The sequence below is a fragment of the Streptomyces sp. NPDC048462 genome (genome assembly GCF_043200175.1).
Taxonomy (GTDB): Bacteria; Actinomycetota; Actinomycetes; order Streptomycetales; family Streptomycetaceae; genus Streptomyces.
The window spans coordinates 105988-129332 of sequence record NZ_JBICXG010000015.1 but is presented as its reverse complement, the minus strand read 5'-3'; the positions used below and the strand labels follow the sequence as shown (position 1 = coordinate 129332).

General features: G+C 72.4%; 25 protein-coding genes and 2 pseudogenes. 15 read left to right on the top strand and 12 right to left on the bottom strand.

Annotated features, from left to right (window positions below; translation table 11 throughout):
* Positions 1 to 52 precede the first annotated feature (52 nt).
* Both ACGFU6_RS24480 and ACGFU6_RS24475 read right to left on the bottom strand, forming a co-directional pair.
* Entirely contained in the window at positions 53 to 517 is a 465-nt protein-coding gene (locus ACGFU6_RS24480; protein WP_393613837.1) for a hypothetical protein, read from the bottom strand.
* Between the two features lie 131 nt (positions 518 to 648).
* Positions 649 to 1323, bottom strand: coding sequence for a TetR/AcrR family transcriptional regulator (locus ACGFU6_RS24475; protein WP_393613836.1), 675 nt, complete (start codon positions 1321 to 1323; stop codon positions 649 to 651).
* A 91-nt stretch (positions 1324 to 1414) separates the two neighbouring features.
* Between ACGFU6_RS24475 and ACGFU6_RS24470 the strand changes: the two genes are divergently transcribed.
* The 3 genes from ACGFU6_RS24470 to ACGFU6_RS24460 all read left to right on the top strand — a co-directional run bounded on the left by ACGFU6_RS24470 (position 1415) and on the right by ACGFU6_RS24460 (position 4054).
* Positions 1415 to 2665, top strand: a complete 1251-nt coding sequence (locus ACGFU6_RS24470; RefSeq protein WP_393613834.1) for an FAD-dependent monooxygenase — start codon at positions 1415 to 1417, stop codon at positions 2663 to 2665.
* Between the two features lie 19 nt (positions 2666 to 2684).
* The gene (locus ACGFU6_RS24465; protein ID WP_393613832.1) at positions 2685 to 3584 is read left to right on the top strand and encodes a Gfo/Idh/MocA family protein; all 900 of its coding nucleotides are present in this window, start codon (positions 2685 to 2687) and stop codon (positions 3582 to 3584) included.
* A gap of 110 nt (positions 3585 to 3694) precedes the next feature.
* Positions 3695 to 4054, top strand: a complete 360-nt coding sequence (locus ACGFU6_RS24460; RefSeq protein ID WP_393613830.1) for a hypothetical protein — start codon at positions 3695 to 3697, stop codon at positions 4052 to 4054.
* 30 nt (positions 4055 to 4084) lie between these two features.
* On the opposite strand, the gene lnt is transcribed toward ACGFU6_RS24460, so the two are convergent.
* The 3 genes and pseudogenes from lnt to ACGFU6_RS24445 form a co-directional block, all read right to left on the bottom strand.
* The gene (gene lnt / locus ACGFU6_RS24455) at positions 4085 to 5728 is read right to left on the bottom strand and encodes an apolipoprotein N-acyltransferase (protein WP_393613828.1); all 1644 of its coding nucleotides are present in this window, start codon (positions 5726 to 5728) and stop codon (positions 4085 to 4087) included.
* A 126-nt stretch (positions 5729 to 5854) separates the two neighbouring features.
* On the bottom strand, positions 5855 to 6358 hold the full coding sequence (locus ACGFU6_RS24450; protein WP_393613827.1) for a nuclear transport factor 2 family protein: 504 nt from the start codon (positions 6356 to 6358) through the stop codon (positions 5855 to 5857).
* 54 nt (positions 6359 to 6412) lie between these two features.
* Positions 6413 to 7159: pseudogene (locus ACGFU6_RS24445) on the bottom strand (universal stress protein).
* Between the two features lie 218 nt (positions 7160 to 7377).
* Here ACGFU6_RS24445 and ACGFU6_RS24440 point away from each other — a divergent pair.
* The gene (locus tag ACGFU6_RS24440) at positions 7378 to 7755 is read left to right on the top strand and encodes a hypothetical protein (protein WP_393613825.1); all 378 of its coding nucleotides are present in this window, start codon (positions 7378 to 7380) and stop codon (positions 7753 to 7755) included.
* A gap of 831 nt (positions 7756 to 8586) precedes the next feature.
* On the opposite strand, the gene ACGFU6_RS24435 is transcribed toward ACGFU6_RS24440, so the two are convergent.
* Together ACGFU6_RS24435 and ACGFU6_RS24430 are read right to left on the bottom strand one after the other, a co-directional pair.
* Positions 8587 to 8754 carry a transposase gene (locus ACGFU6_RS24435; RefSeq protein ID WP_393613823.1) on the bottom strand — a complete coding sequence of 56 codons (168 nt, stop codon included), beginning with the start codon at positions 8752 to 8754 and terminating at the stop codon, positions 8587 to 8589.
* 403 nt (positions 8755 to 9157) lie between these two features.
* Positions 9158 to 10009 carry a poly-gamma-glutamate hydrolase family protein gene (locus tag ACGFU6_RS24430; RefSeq protein WP_393613822.1) on the bottom strand — a complete coding sequence of 284 codons (852 nt, stop codon included), beginning with the start codon at positions 10007 to 10009 and terminating at the stop codon, positions 9158 to 9160.
* Here ACGFU6_RS24430 and ACGFU6_RS24425 point away from each other — a divergent pair.
* From ACGFU6_RS24425 to ACGFU6_RS24400, 6 genes are all read left to right on the top strand, one after another.
* Complete coding sequence (locus ACGFU6_RS24425; RefSeq protein WP_393613820.1) at positions 9999 to 10223, top strand: hypothetical protein; 225 nt, start codon at positions 9999 to 10001, stop codon at positions 10221 to 10223. The genes ACGFU6_RS24430 and ACGFU6_RS24425 overlap by 11 nt on opposite strands.
* Positions 10224 to 10334: 111 nt before the next feature.
* Positions 10335 to 10955 carry a flavin reductase family protein gene (locus ACGFU6_RS24420; RefSeq protein WP_393613818.1) on the top strand — a complete coding sequence of 207 codons (621 nt, stop codon included), beginning with the start codon at positions 10335 to 10337 and terminating at the stop codon, positions 10953 to 10955.
* 151 nt (positions 10956 to 11106) lie between these two features.
* Positions 11107 to 11931 (top strand): hypothetical protein, encoded by an 825-nt coding sequence (locus ACGFU6_RS24415; protein ID WP_393613816.1) that lies wholly within the window; start codon positions 11107 to 11109, stop codon positions 11929 to 11931.
* 207 nt (positions 11932 to 12138) lie between these two features.
* Positions 12139 to 12297: a hypothetical protein gene (locus ACGFU6_RS24410; protein WP_185092559.1), complete on the top strand. Its 159-nt coding sequence runs from the start codon at positions 12139 to 12141 to the stop codon at positions 12295 to 12297.
* Between the two features lie 144 nt (positions 12298 to 12441).
* Positions 12442 to 13074 (top strand): TetR/AcrR family transcriptional regulator, encoded by a 633-nt coding sequence (locus ACGFU6_RS24405; RefSeq protein WP_393613815.1) that lies wholly within the window; start codon positions 12442 to 12444, stop codon positions 13072 to 13074.
* A gap of 108 nt (positions 13075 to 13182) precedes the next feature.
* Positions 13183 to 14127, top strand: coding sequence for an alpha/beta fold hydrolase (locus ACGFU6_RS24400; protein WP_393613813.1), 945 nt, complete (start codon positions 13183 to 13185; stop codon positions 14125 to 14127).
* A 50-nt stretch (positions 14128 to 14177) separates the two neighbouring features.
* On the opposite strand, the gene ACGFU6_RS24395 is transcribed toward ACGFU6_RS24400, so the two are convergent.
* Positions 14178 to 14729: an excalibur calcium-binding domain-containing protein gene (locus tag ACGFU6_RS24395; RefSeq protein ID WP_393613811.1), complete on the bottom strand. Its 552-nt coding sequence runs from the start codon at positions 14727 to 14729 to the stop codon at positions 14178 to 14180.
* Between the two features lie 247 nt (positions 14730 to 14976).
* Here ACGFU6_RS24395 and ACGFU6_RS24390 point away from each other — a divergent pair, with 247 nt between their 5' ends.
* Together ACGFU6_RS24390 and ACGFU6_RS24385 are read left to right on the top strand one after the other, a co-directional pair.
* Positions 14977 to 15816, top strand: a complete 840-nt coding sequence (locus tag ACGFU6_RS24390) for a hypothetical protein (RefSeq protein WP_393613810.1) — start codon at positions 14977 to 14979, stop codon at positions 15814 to 15816.
* 36 nt (positions 15817 to 15852) lie between these two features.
* Complete coding sequence (locus tag ACGFU6_RS24385) at positions 15853 to 16419, top strand: GNAT family N-acetyltransferase (protein WP_393613808.1); 567 nt, start codon at positions 15853 to 15855, stop codon at positions 16417 to 16419.
* A 72-nt stretch (positions 16420 to 16491) separates the two neighbouring features.
* Here the strand turns inward: ACGFU6_RS24385 and ACGFU6_RS24380 are convergent, their stop codons facing one another.
* Positions 16492 to 17364 (bottom strand): undecaprenyl-diphosphate phosphatase, encoded by an 873-nt coding sequence (locus ACGFU6_RS24380; protein WP_393613806.1) that lies wholly within the window; start codon positions 17362 to 17364, stop codon positions 16492 to 16494.
* Positions 17365 to 17547: 183 nt separating this feature from the next.
* Positions 17548 to 18261, bottom strand: a complete 714-nt coding sequence (locus tag ACGFU6_RS24375) for a TVP38/TMEM64 family protein (protein ID WP_393613805.1) — start codon at positions 18259 to 18261, stop codon at positions 17548 to 17550.
* A gap of 201 nt (positions 18262 to 18462) precedes the next feature.
* Here ACGFU6_RS24375 and ACGFU6_RS24370 point away from each other — a divergent pair, with 201 nt between their 5' ends.
* The 3 genes from ACGFU6_RS24370 to ACGFU6_RS24360 all read left to right on the top strand — a co-directional run bounded on the left by ACGFU6_RS24370 (position 18463) and on the right by ACGFU6_RS24360 (position 20866).
* Complete coding sequence (locus ACGFU6_RS24370; RefSeq protein WP_393613803.1) at positions 18463 to 18627, top strand: hypothetical protein; 165 nt, start codon at positions 18463 to 18465, stop codon at positions 18625 to 18627.
* Between the two features lie 92 nt (positions 18628 to 18719).
* On the top strand, positions 18720 to 19901 hold the full coding sequence (tuf, locus tag ACGFU6_RS24365; RefSeq protein WP_393613802.1) for an elongation factor Tu: 1182 nt from the start codon (positions 18720 to 18722) through the stop codon (positions 19899 to 19901).
* A 119-nt stretch (positions 19902 to 20020) separates the two neighbouring features.
* Positions 20021 to 20866 (top strand): spermidine synthase, encoded by an 846-nt coding sequence (locus tag ACGFU6_RS24360; protein ID WP_393613801.1) that lies wholly within the window; start codon positions 20021 to 20023, stop codon positions 20864 to 20866.
* On the opposite strand, the pseudogene ACGFU6_RS24355 reads toward ACGFU6_RS24360, so the two are convergent.
* Positions 20828 to 22134 (bottom strand): annotated as a pseudogene (locus ACGFU6_RS24355) (MFS transporter). The gene ACGFU6_RS24360 and the pseudogene ACGFU6_RS24355 overlap by 39 nt on opposite strands.
* A gap of 54 nt (positions 22135 to 22188) precedes the next feature.
* Positions 22189 to 23268, bottom strand: coding sequence for a hypothetical protein (locus ACGFU6_RS24350; protein ID WP_393613800.1), 1080 nt, complete (start codon positions 23266 to 23268; stop codon positions 22189 to 22191).
* Between the last annotated feature and the right edge of the window lie 77 nt (positions 23269 to 23345).

The following is a 23345-nucleotide window of genomic DNA, read 5'->3' as shown; positions in this document are numbered from 1 at the left end:
GCGGGCGGCGCACCGGGTGCCGTCCGGTCGGGGCGGTGACCTCGGTGTGCGGTCAGTGGCCGTAGGTGTGGTCGCAGATCCGCGACTGCGGACTGCCCGCCGGCCAGTGCCCGTATCCCCGTCCGAGCGCACAGACATCCGTCCCGGTGACCGGTGGCGGCAGCGCCGGTACGGGGGCGGCGGGCACGGCCCGGTGCGGTGGCCGGCGGAGCGCGGGGGCGGGGCCGCGCCGTGGTCGCGGGGCGCGGGGTACGGCGCGGGGCTCGCTGCGACGAGCGGCGGGCGGGGCGGCCGGTGCCCGGGCGGCGCGGGTGGCGGTGGACCGCTTCGGGTCCGGGACGGCTTCCAGGACGTCGCGGACCGGGGGGCGGCCGATCTGCGGGGCCAGGTCCTGGGCGGTGGGGCCGGGCGCCGGTGGCGGCGGGGCGCTCGGCCGAGGCTGGACGGAGACGCACCCGGACAGGGCCGTCACCGCCACGGCGACCAGGAGCTTCACAGTGGTACTGGTTCGATGCACCTGATCAACTCTGCTGTGCGGACCGGCCGTCGAGTGGGCCGGAATCCCCGGATTGATCCGCACTAGTGACCCCGGTCAGCGCCGCGCCCCGCGTGTCGCGGCTTCCGAGCCGGCGTCGCGCCGCCCGTGGGTCAGCGTCCGAGCATCCCGCGCAGCAGCTCGCCGAAGCCGGTGCGCAGCTCCGCCTCGGAGGGTACGGAACTGCTGTAGGAGCCGGCCGCGCACGAGAACATCATCCCCTCGCACCAGGCGACCAGGGACAGGGCGTGGCGCTCGGGCTCGGGCGACCCGGCCGCCGTCATCAGCGCGACCAGCGGCTCGCGGAACTGCCTGCCCGCCGCATCGAAGAAGGCCCGCAGTTCGGGGCGGCGGGTGGCCTCCAGGGCGAGTTCGTACCGGCAGATGAGCAGTTCGGGGTGGCGGGTCAGATAGCGGTGCAGCGCCAGCGCCAGACCCGCGATCAGCGCGTCCGGCCCGAGGGGCGCGGCCCCTCCGTCCGCCGGTCCGGGCGACGCGGACGTACCTGTCACCGTTCCGGGGGACGCGGTCCCGCCTGCCGCAGGTCCGGGTGGCGGGAGTTCGCCCGGCGCCAGGACCCGGGCCTCCCGTTCCGCCAGGCGGCGCACCGTCGCCTCCAGCAGGGACTGCCGGGTGCGGGCGTAGTTGGACGTCGAGCCCTGGGGGAGTCCGGCCCGTTCGTCCACCGCCCGGTGCGTCAGCCCCCGCATGCCGCGTTCGGCCAGCAGCCCGAGCGCGGCGTCGGTGATCAGGTCGGCCCGTGCGGAGCCGGTGGTGCGTGTGGCCATGGGGTCAACCTATCGCTGGCACTACAGGTGTAGTACGTTGGAGTTGTTACTACAGGTGTAGTTTTCCCGGTTCCGGGATCGAGGAGGAGTCATGCACGCACCCCGTGCGGTGGTCATCGGCAGCGGAATCGGTGGGCTCACGACGGCGGTGGCCCTGCACCGCTCGGGCTGGCAGGTCACCGTGCTGGAACGGGCCGGGACGCTGGAGCCCGTCGGCGCCGGAATCAGCCTCGCCCCCAATGCCCAGCGCGCCCTGGACGTCATCGGGCTCGGCGACGGGATCAGGTCCCTGGCCGCCTGGCAGGGCGAGGGCGGCATGCGCTCACCGGACGGCCGCTGGCTCGCCAGGACCGACAGCACCGCCGCGGCCGAGCGGTTCGGCGGTCCGCTCGTCCTGCTGCACCGGGCCACCCTGGTCGGCCACATAGCCACCGCGCTCCCCGCCTCCGCCATCCGCACCGGGTGCCCGGCCCGCCTCGTGGACCCGGGCGCCGCGGGCGGCCGGCCCGCCGTGATCGGCACTCCGGACGGGACCGTCGAGGCAGAACTCGTGATCGGCGCCGACGGCATCCACTCGGCCGTACGGGACGCGCTCTTCCCGGACCACCCCGGACCCACGTACGCGGGCTTCACCACCTGGCGCGTCCTCGTGCCCGCGCCCGCCGAGCCGTTCGCCCCGCACGAGACCTGGGGCCGAGGCGCGCTGTGGGGTACCCAGCCGCTCAAGGACGGCCGGATCTACGCGTACGCGGCGGCGGTCGCCCCGGCGGGTGAGCGGGCCGCCGACGACGAGCGGGCGGAACTGCTGCGCCGGTTCGGCGACTGGCACCGGCCGATCCCCGCGATCATCGACGCCGCCGACCCCGGAGCCGTCCTGCGCAACGACGTCCACCAGATGACCGACCCGCTGCCCGCCTTCCACCGTGGCCGCACGGTGCTCGTCGGGGACGCCGCCCACGCCATGGCTCCCACCCTGGGCCAGGGCGGCAACCAGGCCATCGAGGACGCCGTCGTGCTCGCCCACCACGTGGCACCGGGCGCCGACCTGGGCGCCGGACTCGCCGCGTACACCGCCGACCGGCTGCCCCGGACCACCGCTGTCGTCCGCAAGGCCGCACAGGCCTCGCGGCTGATGCGCCTGTCCGGTCCCGTCTCCGTCGCGGTGCGCGACTTCGCGATGTCCACGGCCTCCCGCCTCGGGCCCGGTCTCGTCCTGCGCACCTTCGACGGCATCGCCGACTGGCGTCCGCCGCAGCACACGTATGCTGCCGGGACGAACGACGCGCCGGTAGTACGACCGCGGTGGACCACCACGGACGAGAACCGCGACGCACGGCGCTGAACAGCAAGAGGGAGACCCAGTGAAGGTCGGCTGCATCGGGCTCGGAGACATCGCGCAGAAGGCGTACCTGCCGGTGCTGAGCGCCCTGCCGGGGGTCGAACTGCATCTGCAGACCCGTACCCGCGCCACCCTGGCCGCCGTCGCGGAGACCCACCGGATCCCCGCCGCGCAGTGCCACACCGACCTCGGCTCGCTGCTCGCCCAGGGGCTGGACGCGGCGTTCGTGCACGCCCCGACCGCGGCCCACCCGGAGATCGCGGGCCGGCTGATCGAGGCGGGCGTGCCCACCTACGTCGACAAGCCGCTGGCGTACGGGCTCGCGGAGTCCGAACGGCTGGTGGAGCTGGCGGAGGCCCGCGGTGTCGGCCTCACCGTCGGATTCAACCGCCGTCTGGCGCCCGGTTACGCCCAGTGCGCCGAGCACCCGCGTGAGCTGATCCTCATGCAGAAGAACCGGGTAGGGCTGCCGGAGGACCCCCGGACCATGGTCTTCGACGACTTCATCCACGTGGTCGACACGCTGCGCTTCCTGGCCCCCGGGCCCGTCGAGCACACCGTCGTGCGAGCCAGGATCCGCGACGGCCTGATGCACCACGTCGTACTCCAGCTGTCCGGCGACGGGTTCACCGCCATCGGGGCGATGAACCGGCTCAGCGGCTCGACCGAGGAGCGGCTGGAGGTCTCCGGCCAGGACTCCAAGCGCGAGGTCGTCAACCTCGCCGAGGTGATCGACCACAAGGGCCAGCCGAGCGTGAGGCGGCGCGGCGACTGGGTGCCGGTGGCCCGCCAGCGCGGCATCGAGCAGAGCGTGCTGACGTTCCTGGACGCCGTCCGAGCCGGCCGGACGCTGAGCTCCCGCGACGCTCTGCAGACGCACGAGCTGTGCGAGCGCGTCCTGCGCGACCTCGACTGCGCCTGAGGGTCCTCCCGCCGCCGGGCCTCGGTCAGGGCCGCCATTCCTCCGGATGCGCGCGGACCGGGGGCGATGCAGGCTGAGGAGATGGACCGCCGGCCCGCGGAGGTGACCTCGTGAAACCCCGCCACGAGCCCCAGGGCTGGAGCGCGCTCCAGCCCCCGCCCGGCTACTACTCGGCCGACGGCCGTCCGCCCGACGCCATACAGCGCGCCCTGATCCTCGACTGGGCGGTCAGCCAGCGGATCGCGAGCGGCTGGCGCGTGGAGTCCCGCTCCGAGACTCAGGTCGTCATGGTCAGGGGCCGGCCCCTGAACCACGTGCTGCACGCCGTCCTGACGGTCTTCAGCTGCTTCCTGTGGGGCGCCGTGTGGCTGGTGCTCGCTATGACCAACAAGGTCGAACGGATCGCGCTCACCGTGGACGCCATGGGCGACATCATCACCGTGAACGGTCCGTGCCGGAACACGTTCTGAGCACCCACCTCTTATACGTCACGCAATCCGTCAGGCACGGGGCTCCGAGGCAGGGTGTGCGGTCCGTACGGACGCCGCCCCGCTGTCCGTGACGCCCGCGGTGACCGCGCCCACCGGTACGGACCGCCCGGTCCTGCCGCGCACGGACCGTAGGCCTTCGAAGGCGCAGAACGCGGCCAGGACGACCAGCGCGCCGTACAACGGCCAGTCACCCAGCCGGACATACAGCGTGGTCCCGCCGGCCATGGGCACGCCGAACACCTCGGCGCCGCTCCTGTCCGTACCGAGCGGAGCCCCGATCCGCTCACCCTGCGGCCCGTACACCGCACTGACGCCCGTCAGCGTGGCGTGCACCATCGGGCGGCCGTTCTCGGCGGCCCGCAGAGCGCCGAGCGAGGCGTGCTGGGCGGGCGCCCAGCCGTGCTGGAACGACGAGGTGGAGGACTGGGCGACCAGCACCTGTGCACCGTCCCGCGTCAGCTGCCGGCTCATGTCGGGGAACGCGGTCTCGAAACAGACCAGCGGACCGATGCGCGGCCCGTCCGCACCGGGCAGCGCCATCGTCACCTGCCGGCTGCCGCGCAGCCGGTCCTCGCCCGCGGCCCTGCCCATCGAGGTCGCCCAGCCGAGTGCCGAACGGGCCGGAACGTATTCCCCGAACGGCACCAGCCGCATCTTGTCGTAACGGTCGCCGGTCAGCCCCTGCGGACCCACCAGCACCGCGCTCTTGAAGATGCCGGTCCGGCCCGCCGCGTCGGTCTGCCTGGCGTCCACGTTCACCAGCACATCCGCACCCACCAGCCGCGACAGCGCCGCGATCCGGGCCGCGACCTCGGGCCGCCGGACCGGGTCGACCGCGACGCTGCTCTCGCCCCACACGACCAGGTCGACGTCCCGGCCCGCCAGCGAACGCGTCAGCTCCTCACTGCGGGCGAGCCGGCGCCGCACACTGCCGGGCCCCTCGATGACACCGGGCTGCACGACGGCGATCCGGGCCTCTCCGGAACGCTCCGGCCGGGGCGCCCACATCCACACCGTGCCCACCAGCACGGCACCCGCCACGAGCGAGATCACGGCCACCGTGCGGGCGGCCGAGGCCACAAGCAGCACGGTCAGTGCGGTGTTCACCGCCACCACCAGCAGGCTCACCAGCCAGACCCCGCCCACCGAGGCCATCCGGAGCGCCGGTGTCACCTGCCACTGGCTCGCACCCAGCAGCCCCCAGGGGCCGCCCAGCGCCTCCCAGGAGCGGGCCAGTTCGATCATCAGCCAGCCGCACGGCACCACGATCACGGCCGCCACCACCGCCGTGCCGGACAGCCGCCCGCCCAGCAGACGGGAGACGAGCAGCCCCCACGGGGCCCACAGCAGCCCGAGGAGGGCCGCCAGCACCACGATGAACACATGGAGGCTCGGCATCAGCCAGTGGTGCACGGCCAGCATGTATCCGGTGCCGCCGAGCCACCCGTCCACGGCTGCCCGCCGGCCCGTAGCGGCGGACCGGATCAGCAGCAGCAGGGGCACCAGGGCGACGTAGGCGAACCACCACAGCGCCGGAGCGGGGAACGCGAGCGCCGGCAGCGCACCGGCCAGGAGCGCGGCGGCGCCACGCCACAGGGCGGACCCGAGTATCCGCTCGCCCCACTCGCGCCGCTGCCCGGCCCCGGTCCACATGGAGCGCCTCCTCGTCCTGCCCGTATCGTCCTGGCCTTGTCGTCCGGCTCGTGTCACCGGGTCCCCCGGGGAACCCGTTCCCGTCTTCTCCCCCAGTGTGGGGCAGCGGAAGCGGACCGGCGCGGATCATTCGGCGGCGAGGGCGCCCGTCATGCTCCGCCACTTCTCGTGAACGGTCACGCACCGGATCCGCCAGCCGCTCTCCGTACGGACCAGCTCGAAGGCGTAACGCCCGCCGGAGACGAAGTTCGGTGCCGTCACGGCGGCTTCGTCCGGGCCACCCCCGGCGCCCTCGGTGCCGTTCCCGAGCCGCATCGGGTTCATGTAGTCGGCCTGGACCCGGGCGCCGTCGCCCGGGTAGCCGCCGAGATCCTGGAGGTCGAGCCGGCGGTTGACGATCAGATGCTGCCGTACGGGGAAGAGCAGCATGGTCTGCGAGAGCCACTGCGCGACCTCGGGGGCGGGTCCTTCGATACCGCCCGCGGTGCGGTAGTCGGCGCGGCCGTCCGGTGTGAACAGTGCCCGGTAGTCAGCCCATTCGCCGTCGTCCACCGCCACCGCGTAGCCGGTGATCACTGCGTCGATGGAGATCCGGTCCATCACGGTCGAGAGATCCACACGCTGCGTCATCGGGTCAGTCTGGGCCCAAGGGCGTCAGGGGCCAAGGGCCGTGCACCGACGGTGTCAGCCGGGGACCACGGCCACCGGGCACCGCGCGTGGGTGAGCGTGGTCTGCGCCACCGGGGAGAGACCGAGACCGAGCGACTCGCCGCCGCTGCGCCGCCCGATCACCGTCAGCGCCGCGGTCGCCGACGCCGCCACCAGCGTGCGCGACGCGGGGTCGTTGACATCGTCCAGCCGTGCACGATCCGCAACCGCGCACCGGGGCGCGACGCGACCGCCGCGAAGGCGAACTCCAGCACCGGCTCGCTGCTCTCGTCGGCGGCCACACCCGCCACGACGTCCTGAAAGGCCTCCGCTTCGGCCTCCCCCTCGTCCGCCCCGTAGTCCTCCCGCAGCCCGCCGTGGACGACGACCACGGGGCACCGGGGCATGGACGCCGTCGCCAGGCTGTTGGACCCCAGCATCAGGGAACGGAAGCCGCCGAGTCCGCGTGAGCCGACCACTACCATCGACGCGGCGCGGCTGCGCGCGGTCAACGCCGCCGCCGGGAAGTCCAGCGGCGCGAGGGGCGTGGGGTGCAGCCCGGGAGCGATTTCGTTCACCCGGGCCACCGACTCCGTGAGCAGTTCCTCCGCCTCACGCTGCTGCGCCTCCTGGCCGGCCCGCCGGGTGTGCGCGAGCGCGTGCACGACCACCAGCCCAAGGCCCCGGCCGCGCGCCTCGCGGGCCGCCCAGTCCAGTGCGTCGCCGACCGGTCGGCGAACCGTCGACGCCGGCGATCACGGGAAGCTCGGTGCTGCTGGTCATGGCTGGCTCCGGGGTGCGCCGGCGGGAGTCCCGGTCCGGCACGCGCGCCGGGGACGTACTCCGTACGCTACGGCGCGCACCGGAAGGGGGCCTCCCGGCAGGGGCGGGCGGCGGCGGGTCAGGATGTGCCGCCGGGCGCCGGAGCACCCGCGGAGTTCACGAATGACATGGACGCTCTTGTCCTCGTCTGCCGTCGCGCCTGCACCTATGCTCACGGGATGGAGCAGAGCGAAGTCGTGAAGCGTGTGATCGGCATCCTCACCGAGGCGGGCGAGATGCGCAGGCTCTTGGAGGAGAGCCCGGACCGCGGTGACCCCAGCAACGACTCGACCGTGGTGACCGCCCTCCTCAACGAGACGATGCCACGGATCGCCATCCCCGAGGACGCCACCATCGAGGACGTGGTGGGTCTTGTCGGCCGGGAGGTCGGCGGCGCGGTGGAGCAGTTGGTCGGAGCGTTCACCCTGGCGTTCGCGATGCTGGCGCAGGTGCACGACTCCGGTCAGACGGACGTGACGTCGGCGGATGTGCTGCAGGATCTCGCCCTGCGGGCAGAACAGTTCGGCACCGAGGGGCCGGGGGAGACGGAAGCCTGAAGTCCCGGGAGCGGGCGGTGTACTCGCAGGCACGCTCATCGACTTCGGCCCTCGGGCCACGGATCGGGGAACGCCCTGACCGTTGCCCGAGGGCCGAAGTGCGGTTATCGCGTAGCGGCGGCCACTGCCGCGCGGATGGCGTCCTCGCCGGCCGGTCGGCCCCGCTCGTCCGAGGCCGGCCCGTACGGGCTTCCCCACACCGGCGTGTCCGTCGCCTGCCGCCTGCCGCCTGCTGCCTGCCGCCGGCCAGCGGTCCCGCGTCCACCACGCCGTAGCCGATGGATCCGATGAACGCGGTCGCCGCCGCCTTCGCCGGTGCGTGGTCCCCGGCGATCGCGGTGCATACCTACGTCCTGTCCGTGACGATGGTGATCGCGGCGCCTGCCACCCGGGCCACTTCCGTGACCGCGGCCAGAGTGTCCTCCAGCGGTGCCCGTGCTTCACCGCGCGGCGTTGTCGCGATGAGGCACGGCGCGCAATGGCCCACCCACCGTCGACCATGCCAGGGGACGTCAATGGTGCCCGCCACGGTCGACGGCCGGCCGCAGCGCTGCGTTCGGCGGTGACGCGGTGACGGCGCCCCTTCCGCTATCCGGCGGAGAGACCAACCCGTGGCGCTCGCCGATCCGAGATCAGCAGGGCAGAACCGCTCTCGGTGAAGCCAGACGACGCTCAGACTGACGCGGACGCCCGCTTGAGGCAGTCGGCACCGACGCGCAGACCCGCACCGACTGCGCGTCGATGATCCCCGCCGAAGGCTCCGCGTCCCGGCCCTCGCGCTCACGGACCTTCCCGCGAAGCCGGTCGTGGAACTCCGCGATCAGCCCGTGCTCAGGCCACCGGGCGGAAGAAGGTATGGATCCGGCCCCGGGAAGGGAAGTCCTCGGGCATTGCCCGCCAGGAGATTCCGCCCGCGACCAGATACCGGATCGCGCCCGGCATCGAGCGGTGGCAATAGCCCTCGGGCTGCCCGCCCTTCCCCTCCAGCCAGGCCGACATAGGCAGCAACGGGCGCACAGACGCCCACTCCGCGTCCGTCATAGGCAGTGATCATCTACCCTGGCGCGGCCTTCGTCGCGCCGCCTGCGCAGTTCTGGCCTCAGCCGCCGTCCGGCCCTCGTCGCCAGCTGTCCGGACGAGCCGCCCGCCGGGCACTCGGAGGCGCGAGCGCCTCTTCGCCACCGATCCCGTCGGGGCCGTCGGCTGACCGGCGTCATCAACCTCGCCCCGTCGACGCCCACCTCACCGAAACACTCCGGGCCCGCACCCGAACCAGCTACTTCGCACGGCTTCGCCCCGCCGAGTCGAAACCCAGCGGGGCGCATTAACCAGCGACGTCACCTGGCCCGGGTGGCCCGCCGCGCGTTCGTCGTGCGTGTCCACCTCGGGGCGCCGGGTGCGCTCAGAGGACGGCCTGGGACGGATCCGCCTCCATGCGGGCCACCGCCGCCCGCACCGCGTCCGTGAACTTCCAGAACTCCGCGTTGACCGAACCTGCCCTGCCTTTCAGGGTGTTGGTTCCGAACATGCTCGCCCGCAACTCCGTCGTCAGCTCCAGCTGGGCGCCCATGCCGAGCAGGGTACGGTTGCAGATGTTGCTGGGGTGGACCCCGCCGATGTCGCCGTCGGCGGAGCCCTCGATCGTCTGGACGCCCGCCGCGCGCAGCGCCTCGCCGAGGTACTGGCGCAGGACGCTGTTGAGGCCACCGATCACCACCGCCTCGGGGCGGGACACGGGGGCGCCCGCCTGGGCGGCCGTACAGCCGTGCACGCTCACGACGTTGAGGGCACCGGCCGCCAGCGAGAGGGCCACGCGGTCGTCGCAGTGGGTGGACGTGACATGCAGCTCGGAGTTGCCTCCGCTGGTTCTCATGCCCTCGAACATCCAGTAGTCGTGGAGCGGCGCCCCGGTCCCGTAGTGGGGTGTGAGGTCCTTCGGGGTGTACCCGGCTATGCCCAGGCACAGTTCGGAGGTGCCGACCTCGATGCCGCCGCCGTGCAGGGCGAGGATCGCGGTCCGGGCGTACGAACCCGGTTTCGTGGACTGGTCGTTGTCGACGTACGCGTGGCGCTGGTAGCGGCGCGCGAAGTCGATGCCCTCGCGTCCGGCGAGCTTCTGGTAGAGGTCCGTGTTGGAGCCGTACAGGTCGCTCGCGGCGGACGCGGGCGCGGCACCGAGCGTGGTGGGGAGCGCGGTGCCGAGGCCGGCGGCGGCGAGGATGGTCAGGACGGAACGTCGGGAAGTGGTGATCACCCTGCCGATGATCCCGCATCCTTTGACAGCTGGCGGCCCAGAAGACCGGCCCTTCCCCGAGACCGAGGCGGTCGGAGGAGATGCGCAGATAGGCGCCTGGGTGCTTTGGCACGAACGCCGGCAGTTCGTCGTGCAGGTTCAGGGTGATGCGGCCGTTGCGGGCGTGTTCCGGGACCTCGAAGTCGTCCCAGAGGGGTGCTGCGGACACGTGTGACTCCGGTGGTGCGCGATCCTGCCGTCACCGGACACCTTCCGCAGAACGATCGATGTGGCGAGGCCGGGACGCCTGGCTAGAATCCGCCGGCCACACGGGATACTGCTCCTCATGCGCGTCGACTTCGATCCTCAGACCATGCAGTCCGCGGAGTTCTACCGGCTGCTCACCGCCGTGGTCGTCCCCCGGCCCATCGCCTGGATCTCCACCGTCACCCCCGACGGCGAGACGGCCAACCTCGCTCCGCACTCCTTCTTCACGATCGCCTGCGTCAGCCCGCCCGTCGTCCAGTTCACCTCGGTCGGGCGGAAGGACTCGCTGCGCAACATCGAGGAGACCGGCTCCTTCGTGGTCAACTTCGCCCCGGAGCACCTCTTCGAGCAGATCAACGCGACCGCGACCGACTTCCCCCGCGGCGTCAGCGAGTTCACGGCCGTGGGTGTCGAGCCCGAACCCAGTCTGAAGGTGAAGCCGCCGCGGGTGGCGGGGTCGCCGGTCGCCCTCGAATGCGAGCTGCACAGCACGGTCCTGCTGGGCGACTCCACAGTCGTCTTCGGCCGGGTGGTGCATGCCGTGGTCGACGAGGACGTCATGACGGACGGCCATCCCGAAGCCGCCAGGCTGCGCCCGCTGACCCGGCTCGGCAAGGACGAGTGGGGCACGTTCGGAGGCGTACGGGAGATCTCCCGCGTCCCCTACGCCCAGTGGCAGGAGGACCGCGGCACCCAGTGAGGCGGTGCGTGGAGCGCGAGCCCGGCGCTCGTCGGCCTGTCGGGCCGGCGCTCCCCGGCTCCGGGGGAGTGCCGCTACTCCACCGGGCGTACGGTCACCGCCTTCCGGCGTACGACGACGCCCCGGCGCGCGCCGGGGGATCCTGCGGCACATGGAGAACCGGACGACAGCGACAGCCCCGGCCGGACGGGCGGGCGGCGACGCCCCGGGTCCGCGCACGCCCTTCCTCGGCCGGCACGGCGTAAGGCGGGTCGAGCGGCTCTGCTACGTGACGGGGGCGGCGCTGATCGCTTCGGGACTGGTCCACCTCGTGGTCCTGCTCGTCGACGGCGGCTCCTGGGACGGCCCCGTGTCCTGGCGCAAGCCCGTCACCTTCGGGCTCTCCTTCGGCCTGACGCTCATCGCGGTCGTCTGGGTCTCCTCGTACCTGCGGATGGGCGCCCGCGCCCGGACCGTGCTGCTGGGGCTGTTCGCCGCGGACTGCGTGCTGGAGGTCGCCGGGATCACCGTGCAGGCGTGGCGGCACGTGCCGTCCCACTTCAACATGGAGACAGCCTTCGACACCGGCGTCTCCATGACGCTGGCCGTCGGCGGAGCAGGGCTGGTCGCCGTTCTCGCCACCCTCTCGGCCGCCGCGTTCCTCCGGCGGCCCGGCGGACCGCCCGGCATGGCGCTCGCGCTGCGGGCGGGCTGCGGGATTCTCGTCGTCGGACTGCTGTCGGGCGCGGCCATGATCGCGCGCGGTGTCTATCTCACCCGCACCGGGCATCAGTTGGCCGGATACGCCTCCACGGCCTCGCTCAAGCCCCTGCACGGCATCAGCCTGCACGCCGTACTCGTGCTCCCGGTACTGTCACGCCTCCTGGCCATGACATCGTGGAGCCCACACACCCGCGTGTCCGTCGTGCGGGCCGCCGCCGGCTGTTACGCGGCAGCCGTCGCGGCAGCGCTGGTGTGGGCGGTCGCCGCTTACTGATGCGGCCGTGAAGGCGAACACGGGGGCGCACCGGCGACGGTGCCGACGGCCGGACCAGCGGCAACGGATAGTCTCTGCAAGCCTCGTCGGATACCGGTGCCCTGGTGGGTGTGGGACCGGGACGATGCCACACCCCCGTCGTCGCCGCGGTCCACGGACCGGCCGGCCTCGGGGCTCTCACAGCAACTGCGATGTACAGGAGACCCGATGGCTGAAACCCCGCCCCGCCAGGTTCAGCGGCGCTCGGACGAGAGCGCCGCCGGCTCGGCGGCCGAGGCCCCGGGCCGTGTCGAGGCACTACCGACACCGCGCTACCAGGGGCTGTTCGTGGAACCCGATCTTCCGCCCTTCGTCGAGACCGAGTGACGTAACGGGCCGAATTCAGGGCTGCCCCCGTTCCCGCTCCGGCGGGCACGGGGGCAGCCCCGTCATGTGCGCCTGCCGGTGACATCGAGCCGTCCCGGGCGGCCCCCGGCTGTGCGCGCGCCGCCCGTCATGGAAGCTGTCGGCATGAACATCTCCGCCGACGAAGGCTCACCGGACCGGGCCGGCTACCGGCGCTCAGCGGGATCGCCGCGCGGTGAGGCCAGGCGCCGGGAACTGCTCGACCTGGTCACCGAGGACCTCGCGGCCAACGGGATCGTGGACTTCTCGCTGCGACGCGCCGCCCGCGCGGCCGGCACCACGCACAAGGTGCTCCTCTACCACTTCGACGGTGCCGACGACCTGCTGGTGCAGGCCACCGTCGAGCTGCGCCGACGCCGCACCGGAAAGGCACTGGCCGCCGCCACCGAAGGAGGGGCCCGCAGGTCGCTGGGGGACTGGGTACGCGCGATCTGGCCCATTCTGCTGGACGACGACGAGGCCGCGGTGCTCGATCAGGCCATCGGCCTGGCCATGTACGACTCCGGACGTTACGCCGCACTCGGCCGCGAGGCGTCCCGGCAGTATCTGCCCACGCTGCTGGCGGTCTGCCCGGAGCACTGGTCCGCGCGCCGCAGGCTGGAGGTCGCCGAGATGGTTCTCGCGACGCTCCGCGGCTTCCTGGTGGACGCCCGGACCAGTGGCGACACCGAGGGGGTGGCCGCCGGTTTCGAGGCACTGGTGCGCGCCCTGGAGCGCGAGGAGGCGGCCGGTGAATGAGTGCTACCGCCTGTGGCCGCAGGGCCCGGCCCGGCGGGTGATGGACACGATGTGAACCACGTGGTTCACTTTTTGGGAGGGATGAATCCTGCCCACCCGGAGGTCGTCATGAGCACGTCCGCGGAATTTCAGAAGGTCCCATTCGCCGAAGGCGCCCGCGGGGCGTCGCGCCACCCGGGGCGGCCCACCGGGGCGACGGTCACGAGGGAGATCGAGCTGTCGGCCGGGACGGTCGCCTACGAGGACACCGGAGGCGACGGCCCGGTGGTGGTCCTGCTGCACGGGCTGCTGATGGACGCGTCCCTGTGGGACGGGACGGTGGCCGGGCTGCCCGCCGGCCACCGGTGCCTGGCGCCGACGCTGCCCCTTGGCGCGCACCTCCACGCGATGCGCGCGGACGCCGACCTGTCCCTGCGAGGGGCGGCCCGGCTGGTCGCGGAGTTCCTCGACCGGCTGGACCTGCGCGACGTCACGCTCGTCGGCAGCGACACCGGCGGGGCCCTGGTGCAACTGCTCATCGGGGACGGTGACCTCGCGGAGCGGGTGAGCCGGGTGGTGCTCGTCTCCTGCGAGGCGTTCGACAACTACCCGGCCCGGGTGACAGGCCGGACTCTCGCGCTCGTCGGCCGGCTGTCGCCGCGTCTCTTCGGGCTGTTCATGCAGCAGATGCGGCTGCGGGCGGTGCGCCGCCTCCCGATCGCGTTCGGATGGCTGACCCGGCGGGGCGACGCGGCGACCCGCCGGTGGGCGCGGCCCGTCATGACCCGGCCGGACATCCGCCGCGACGCGGTCCGGACGCTGCGGGCGGCGGCCTCGGACGCCCGAGCGCTGGCCGGTGCCGCCGGCGCCCTGGAGTCCTTCGACCGCCCCGCGCTCGTCGTCTGGGCGGCCGGCGACCGCGTGATGCCGCCCGAGCACGGCCGGCGCCTCGCGGAACTCCTGCCGCAGGGGCGGCTGGCCGAGATCCCCGACAGCCGCACGCTCGTCCCGCTGGACCAGCCGGAGCGGCTGGCCCTGGCGATCGGGGAGTTCGTGGGCGCGCGTCACGGGTGACGTACCCGCCGGGCCTTCGCCGGCCCCCGCGTCGCACGGCAACGGGGCGCCTATTCGCAGGCGGTTCCGTCACCGTCGCGGTCCAGGTGCCGCCCGTAGCCGGGCTCCCCGGCGTGAATGGGTGCGGCGCCGGCTGCCCGGACAGCGGTGCAGTTGGCGTAGTACGCCGAACCGGAGCCACCGCCCGACCCGGAGTCGCCGGAGGTGCCCGACCCGCCGGAGCCGCCGGGGTCGGGTGCGACGGTGACCCTGACGGTCTTCGTCCTCGTCACCGTCGGAGCCGGTTCCGGGGAGGCGGTGACGGTCTTCGTGACGGCGGGCAGCGGCTCGGCCGACGTGGTCGCCGTGGCCGTCAGCGTTGCCGTGACCGTCGCGGCGGGCGCGGCCTTCGCGTCGGCGGCCTTCTGCGTCCCGGCGCCGTCGTCGGCGGCGCCGATGCCGACGCCGACGAAGATCAGGACGACCGCCGCCGGAATGATGATCCGCTTCCTCGTCCAGCCGGGCCGGCCCCCGGAAGGCGCCGTGGGTACGTACGGGTTGGGCCGGGCGGGCTCGGGCGGCCGGCCCCAGGGCGGCGGTTGCGGCGGCGGGTTGTGCGACATGGGTCCCCCAGGTGATGCGTGGGGCACGACCGTAGCGAGGTCGTACGAACCGATGTGAGCCATGCATTCCATTGGTGATGAACTTGTGACCAAATAGTGGACAAAGGGTGGGGGCTCCGCCTGGCGCGTGGGAAGCCGGCCCGGGAAGCCCGAGCGAACGCGGCACCGAACGAGCCCCCGCGGCCTACGCTCAACAGGTGGGAGCGCCCCGGCACCACCGGCGACACCGACCGAACAGGAGAGATGATTGATCACTCCAGCCCCGCCCCGGCGCCCGTGCCGCCGCTACGGCGCAGACGGAACCCCGTGCTCCTCCACCACCACCCGCGCCGACGGATGGTGCGGCCGGTGCGACGGCTACACGACTGCCAGGCCCGCCGCGACCCCCGACGCCTCCGCACCGCGCCGCTCCGAGTGGCGGTGGGGAGCCGACACCTGGACACCCGGCACTCTCGGTATGGACTCCGACGAGGCGTACGAGATCGACGTCACCCCGGGCGCCGTCGCGACGTACGGCAGGGTCCACGCCGTCGTGCCGCAGATCGCCGAGACGCAGATCCGCTCCCTGCTCGAAGACCTGATCTCCGAGCAGGCCGACACCGAACGAAGCAGCACCGGCACGTGGCGGATCTACTTCCGCAGACACGGATACGGCCTGGTCATCAGCGCGGACCGCAGCCACGTCCTGCGCTACTGCACCCGTCACGCGGAACGCACCTGGGCGCAGTACCGCACAGGTGTCACCTCGCGTATCAGCGGCCCCGGAGGCCTGGCGGCCTGGAAACGTGAAGCCGTTGCCAGACACCTCCCCCTGCCCGTCGGCGGCAAGGCGCTCAACCTGTACGCCCGGCACACCCTGGGCCTGAAGGTCACCCGCGACACCATCGACGACATCGCGCGGCGACTCGCGGCCCACCTCGGCGAGAACGTCCTGCCGCACTGGTCCCGCACCGAGGAGACGGCCATCGAGGACGGCCACGGGAACACCTGGGTCCTGCTGCGCACCGAGCGGTTCCCTGACGGGATCATCGCCACGGTCTACGCCACCGGCAGCGAGCCGGTGAAGCGGCCGAGCCCGGAGAAGTAGCTGCGGCGGGCCCGTTCACGCACGATCATGGCTGCCATGGAACGACCGAGGCCCGTCATCGAGTGCGCAGACGTCGCCCTGCGAAGCTGGCGGGGACAGCAGGACTTCCCGTCGGCCCACAAGCTGATCGAGGAGTCCCTGGACCATCTGCGCCCCTGGGAGCCGTGGGTCGCCCAGCACAGCGAGGAGAACACCCGGGGCTTCCTCGCCAGGTCCGGAGCGGGGTGGCTCGGCGGGCAGGTGTACAACTACGCCGTCGCCGAGGACGGCACCCTCGTCGGCATGTGCCAGGCCTACCGCGGCGCCGAACCGACGGGCTGGTTCATGGGGTACTGGCTGCATCCCGCCGCCACCGGCCGGGGTATCGCGACGAGAGCGACGTCGGCCCTGATCAGCGAGATGTTCACCCTGCCCACGGTGGAGTACCTGGAGATCGCGCACGACTCGGCCAACACATCGAGCGCGGCCGTACCGCGCCGGCTGGGCTTCACCGAGGTCCGGCGTGAACGAGCGGCACCGCCCGCGGCCCCCTCGGGAACCGGGATCGAAGTGATCTGGCGCCTGTACCGGCCGAGGGAGCACAACATTGTGAGGCCCGTCTGAGGTGCATGCCCTTCGCGCGTCCGGCGGGAGTGGCGCGTCAAGCGTCACATCGCAAGGCAATTGCCCAGCATGTCATCCGGCGGACTCACCGGCGTGCGGACTCAGGGCGCCGGCGCCGACCAGAGCGAAGAGCAGAATGCCCAGAATGATCCGGTAGATAACGAACGGCATGAAGCTCTTGGTCGTGATGAACTTCATGAACCAGGCGATGACGACGTACCCCACGCCGAACGCGATGAACGTGGCGAAGATCGTCGGACCCCAGGCCACATGTCCCTCGCCCGCGTCCTTCAGCTCGAAGACGCCCGAGGCGAGCACGGCCGGGACCGCGAGCAGGAACGAGTAGCGGGCCGCGGCCTCGCGGGTGTAGCCCATCAGGAGACCGCCGCTGATCGTGGCGCCGGACCGGGAGACACCCGGGATCAGGGCCATCGCCTGGCAGAAGCCGAAGATCAGGCCATCCTTGATGCCCAGTTCCTTGAGGGACTTGCGCTCCTTGATCGCCCGGTGCTTGCCGCCGGTCTCGTCACGGGCGGCCAGGCGGTCGGCGACGCCGAGCACGATGCCCATCACGATGAGGGTGGTGGCGATCAGCCGCAGGTCGCGGAAGGGGCCCTCGATCTGGTCCTTGAACGTCACGCCCAGCACGCCGATCGGAATGGAGCCGACGATGACCAGCCAGCCCATCTGGGCGTCGTGGTCGCTGCGCATCGAGCGGTCCGTCAGCGATTTGAACCAGGCTCCGACGATCCGGACGATGTCCTTGCGGAAGTAGATGAGGACTGCGGCTTCCGTGCCGATCTGGGTGATGGCGGTGAACGCCGCTCCGGGATCGTGCCAGCCGGCGAACGCCGCGGTGAGCCGCAGATGGGCGCTGGAGGAGATCGGCAGGAACTCGGTCAGTCCCTGAACGAGGCCGAGGACGAAGGATTCGAACCAGCTCATGGGGCTTGGGCCATCCTGAAGGGATCATGCATCGTCCGCCGGGCATCGGAGCCGGTCGGCAGCGTGCGGATTGCGGTCGTGTGAGGGCGGGGCCGCCTGGGCCCGGAGATCGTCTGTCGGTCGCGGGAAGCGTATCGCCCCCGGGTGAACAGGATTACGACAACCCCCGGCCGTACCGCCGCGTCACTCGGCGCCCAGCCGGTCACGCCTGCGCCAGGCGACGACGGCCGCGCCGAGCCCCGTCAGCACGATGAAGCCCATCGCCGCGAGGAAGGCGGGCGATGTCGGCGAGGAGGCCTCGCTGCCCGCCACGACGTACGCGGCCGTGTTCGGGATCGAGCCGAGTCCGGTCGCCACCAGGAACGGGGGACAGCCCATGCGTGACACGGCGGCGCAGTAGTTGGCGGCGGCGAAGGGCACTCCGGGGAAGAGACGCAGCGCCAGCATCGAGCGGAATCCGTGTCTGCTGAGCTGTCCGTCCGCCGCCCGCATCCAGCGACCGCGCAGCAGCGTGCGGAGCGCCTCCTGCCCGAGCACCCGGCCGAGCCCGAACGAGATGCCCGCGCCGAGCACCGTGCCCGCCAGCGCCGCCGCCAGTCCGGCCTGCGTGCCGAACAGCGCTCCGGCGGCGAGATTGAGCAGCGGACGCGGCACGAACGCCACCGTGCACACGCCGTACGCGAGTCCGAACAGCACGACCGCTGCGGCGCCGCCGCTCAGCTGGGCCGGCCAGCCGGAGGCCAGCAGCCGCTGTGGCTTGAGGAGCAGCATCGTCGTCGCGGCGGCCAGCAGCACCGCCACGAGCAGCGAGAACCTGGACCAGGGCGAGAACAGCACCCGTGTGCAGCGCGCGGACAGACCGACGGCGGGCCGGGTGGCGGGGGCGGGGTCGAGCATTCGGGGAGAGTATCCGACACCAGGTGTGATCGCCGTAATGTGACCGTTATAGGGACGGATTCGCGACAGTCGACAAGACGGCCGAGGCCGCTCGGCACCGCTGCGGGAGCCCCCGGTGCGGAATACCGACCGGCCGTCAACTCGCCTGCCGCCCGCAGTAAATCGTTCGACGGGCCCGCCTCGGGCGGACATGATCGACGCATGTTCCGGTTCGCCTTCCTCGCAGCGCAGTCCGCAGTCGCGGACGCGCCGAAGGCTGCCGTGAGCCCCGCGTTCACCACCGCTGTTGTCGCATCGATGACCGCGGCAGCAGTCACGGCAGCACTCACCGCTGCCGCGGCACCCATCGGCGGCGCCCGAAGCTGACCCTCCCCCGACAGTCCGGCGGACCCCGTGAGGGGAGGGTCGGCAGGGCCCTGGGGTCTTCTCTCTCAGCTTCGAGAACCAAGGAATGAGCCATGCCCAAGACGGCATACGTGCGCACCAAGCCGCACCTCAACATCGGCACCATGGGCCACGTCGACCACGGCAAGACCACCCTCACCGCAGCCATCACCAAAGTCCTCAGCGACCGGGGTACCGGCACGTTCGTCCCGTTCGACCGCATCGACCGGGCGCCGGAGGAGGCGCAGCGCGGCATCACCATCAACATCGCGCACGTCGAGTACGAGACCGACACCCGGCACTACGCGCACGTGGACATGCCCGGACACGCCGACTACATCAAGAACATGGTGACCGGCGCGGCCCAGCTCGACGGGGCGATCCTCGTCGTGTCCGCGCTCGAAGGCATCATGCCGCAGACCGCCGAGCACGTGCTGCTCGCCCGCCAGGTGGGCGTCGACCACATCGTCGTCGCCCTCAACAAGGCGGACGCCGTCGACGACGGCGAGGACGCGGTGCTGACCGACCTGGTCGAGCTGGAGGTGCGCGAACTGCTGTCCGCGCACGGCTACGGCGGCGACACCGTGCCCGTGGTGCGGGTGTCGGGCCTGCGGGCGCTGGAGGGCGACCCGCGCTGGACGGGGGCGGTCGAGGCCCTGCTCGACGCCGTCGACACCTACGTACCGATGCCGGTGCGCTACATCGACGCGCCGTTCCTGCTGCCGGTGGAGAACGTCCTGACCATCACCGGCCGGGGCACGGTCGTCACCGGCGCGGTGGAGCGCGGCACCGTCCGCGTCGGGGACCGGGTCGAGGTGCTCGGGGCCGGTGTCGAGACCGTCGTCACCGGTCTGGAGACCTTCGGCAGGCCGATGGAGTCCGCCGAGGCCGGCGACAACGTCGCGCTGCTGCTGCGCGGGGTCGAGCGCGACCGGGTACGCCGGGGTCACGTCGTGGCCGCGCCGGGCAGCGTGACACCGAGCCGGCGCTTCACCGCGCAGGTGTACGTCCTGTCCGGGCGGGAGGGCGGCCGGACCACGCCGGTCGCCACCGGCTACCGGCCGCAGTTCTACATCCGCACCGCGGACGTCGTCGGTGACGTCGACCTCGGCGCGACCGCGGTGGCGCGACCCGGCACGACGGTCACCATGACCGTCGAACTGGGCCGGGACGTACCGCTGGAGACCGGCCTCGGCTTCGCCATCCGTGAGGGCGGCCGCACCATCGGCGCGGGCACGGTCACCGGTCTGCTCTGAGCGGCCGCCGCGCGGCTGGGTCCGTCTCCCGTACCGCACGGGAGACGGACCCGGCGCTGTGCGCGGGGCCCGCCCCGCCGGGGTCACGAGCAGCCGGCCGGGCACCGCACAATGGGGGAGTGAACGAGTCGATACCGGTCATCCGCGACGTGGACCGGGGCACCGCCAGACTGCTCCCCGACGTGGACCGGGAGCGGGCCTGGCTGCTGACCGTCGACGGCGCACCTCAGTCGTACGTCGACCTGGACGCGCCGGAGCACCTCGAGTTCGAGTACGCGCGACGGCTCGGTCACGTCGTGGACTGCGCCGCCGAACCGGGCACGCCGCTGGACGTGCTGCACCTCGGCGGCGGCGCCCTCACCCTGCCCCGCTACGTCGCGACGACCCGCCCCGGATCCCGGCAGGACGTCGCGGAGGCCGACCGGGGGCTGCTCGCCCTCGTGGCCGAGCACCTGCCGCTGCCCGACGGCAGCCGGATCGTCGTGCACGGCACGGACGCCCGCGAACACCTGGAGGCGACCGCACCCGGCTCCCTGGACGTCCTGATCGCGGACGTCTTCGGCGGCTCGCGGGTACCCGCCCACCTGACGACCGTGCCTTTCGCGCGGGCCGCGGCACGGGCGTTGCGGGCCGACGGGGTCTACGCCGCCAACCTCGCGGACGGGGCGCCCTTCGACTTCCTGCGTCCGCAGCTGGCCACCTTCGCGGCCGTCTTCGAGGAGCTCGCGCTGATCGCGGAGCCGGCGGTACTGCGCGGCCGGCGCTTCGGCAACATCGTCCTCGTCGCCTCCCGCGCGCCCTTCGACACGGCGGCGCTGACCCGCCGTTGTGCCGCCGATGCGTTTCCGGCCCGTGTCGAGTACGGGGCCGCCGTGGCCCGGCTCGTCAGGGGCGCCAGGCCGGTCGGGGACGACGAGGCGGTGGACTCACCCGAGCCGCCCGACGGCTCCTTCGGTATCGGCTGACGCCGGCGCACCCTTCGCCACCACCCCGGTGGGGACGGTTCTGCGCGTCAGGTTGCGCACGTCCGGAACACACAGCACGGCACCGGTGACCAGGACGACCAGCGAGGCGCAGCCCCACAGCGCCTGGCCGCGCCCGACCAGCGACTCGACCGGACCGGCGAGCGCGGTGGCGAGCGGCACCATGGCCACCGAGCCGAACCAGTCGTAGGCGGAGACCCGCGACAGCTTGTCCTCCGGGATCTCCTGATGCAGGGCCGTCATCCAGGACACGCCGAACACCTCGATGGCGGCGCCGCTGACGAACATCACCGCGCAGAGCCCGGCCACCGGCAGGGGCACGGCGAGACCGGCCGAGGGCAGCGCCAGCGGGAACACGCAGAGGGTCCCGGCCAGCAGCAGCCGCCTCGGCTTCCACCGCATCATCAGCACCGCCCCACCCAGGGTGCCGACTCCGAACGCGGCGAGCGCGAGGCCCCAGGGGCGGGCGCCGCCGAGTTCGTCCCTGGCGACCAGCGGCCCGTAAACCGCCTCGGCTGCCCCGACCGCGGCGACCACCACGGAGAACTGCGCCACCACCGCCCAGAGCCAGGTGCGGCCGATGACCTCCTGCCAGCCGTCCCGGAGATCGGCGAGCAGCCCACCGCCGGGGGCGCGCGCGCGGGGATGTGGCTGACGTCGAGGAAGGAGCGCAGCGCTCCGGCCACCGCGAAGGCGGCCGCGTCGATGGCCAGCACCCAGCCCGGATCCATCGCGGCGATCATGGCGCCGCCGAGCGCCGCACCGCCGATGGCGGCGCCCTGCATGGACATCCGGAAGAGGGCGAACGCGCGGCTCGCCTGTTCGCCACTGACGGTGGACATCAGCATGCCCTCGGCGGCCGGGTTGAAGAAGGCCTGCCCGGTGCCGCAGAGGGCGGTGAGCACCATCATCTGCCACAGCCGGGCATCACCGGTCAGGACCAGCCAGGCGAAGACGGCCTGCGAGACACAGTTGAGGGTGTTGGCCGCCACCATCACGCGGTGGCGCGGCAGCCGGTCCGCGACCGCCCCGCCGATCAGCAGGAAGAGCACCAGCGGCGCGGTCCTGGCGGCGGCCACCAGCCCGACGTCGCCTGCGTCGCCGCCCGACTCCAGAACCGCGAACGCCGCCGCGATCAGCGCGCCGTTGGTGCCCAGGCCCGTGATGATCGCGGCGGCGGTCAGCAGCCGGTAATTGCGGCCCGCCCGGGAGGGGCGGTCCGATGGGGGTGCGAGGTCGGCCGTTGTCACCAGGGGACTATCGCTGGCGCGACCCCGTGGTGCCAAATGGGCTGCCGCCCGGTGTCAGGACTCGGTGATCTTCACCAGGCGCACCGTGCTCAGGATCTTCATGATCGTCGAGTCCGGCAGCTCGTCCGGGACGGAGGCGGCACCGTACAGAACCCAGGAGGAGAAGGCTCCCTTGCTGTTCTTGAAGGTGAAGGCGATGGACTTGCCGTCCGTGTCGCACTTCGTCTTCTTGGTGACATTGGGCGCCTTGGCGGTCACCAGGCTGCCGGTGAGACCCGACTTGGTGGTGTACTGCTTCGCCTTGCTGATCTTGATGGTGCTCTTCGGCATGTGCTGGGCGTAGGCGGCCCACGCCCAGGTGCCGGCCTCGTTCCTGGCGTTCACATCGGCGTCCGTGGCCCCTTCGGCGCCGCGGGTGCCGGTACCGGCCAGGCTGCTGTTCTCCTTGATGCCGTCGTGGTCGGAGTCGTCGACGCACCACTTGCTCTTGAGGTCAGCGGGTGCCGTGAAGCCGATGAGCGGTGAACCGTCACCCTTCTTCTCGTCCTCGAAGAACGAGGAGATCCCGGGACGGGAGACCTCCCAGTCGCCGGGCACGTCGAACTGCGTGCCCCACTTCGGGTTGGTCACCACCTTCCAGCCGGCGATGAGCGGCTTGGCGTCCCCTTCGCTGCCGCGCGGGTTGGCCTCCGGCGACGACGCGGACCCGGAGGGCTTGGCCGGCGCGGACGACTTCTTGTCGTCGGCGACGTTCTTGCCGTCCTTGCCGTCGTCCTTGTTCATGACGACGACGCCGGTGACCACCGCGGCCGCGACGACCGCGACCGCCGCGACGATCGCGATGACGGTCGTCTTCTTCTTGTCGTTGTTGGGCTGAGGCGGACCGGGCGGGCCGGGAACCGCGTGCTGCGGAACGGTCGGCTGCTGGTACGGGTTGCCCTGCTGGTAGCCCTGCTGCCCCGGCTGTCCCTGCTGCGGGTAGCCGTATCCGGGCTGCTGCCCGGACGCGCCGGGCTGTTGGTATCCCGGTTGTTGGTAGGGATTCGGCTGCTGGTAACCCGGCTGCTGATACGGGTTCTGGTTCTGGTCCTGCGGGTTTTGCTCGCCCCCGGGCGGCTGCTGTCCTGGCCACATGGCGAGTAACGATAGAGGTGCGCCGCCCGGTCGGCTACGGCCGCCCCCGTGAGCGGACGGTGAAGGACGGGACCGAC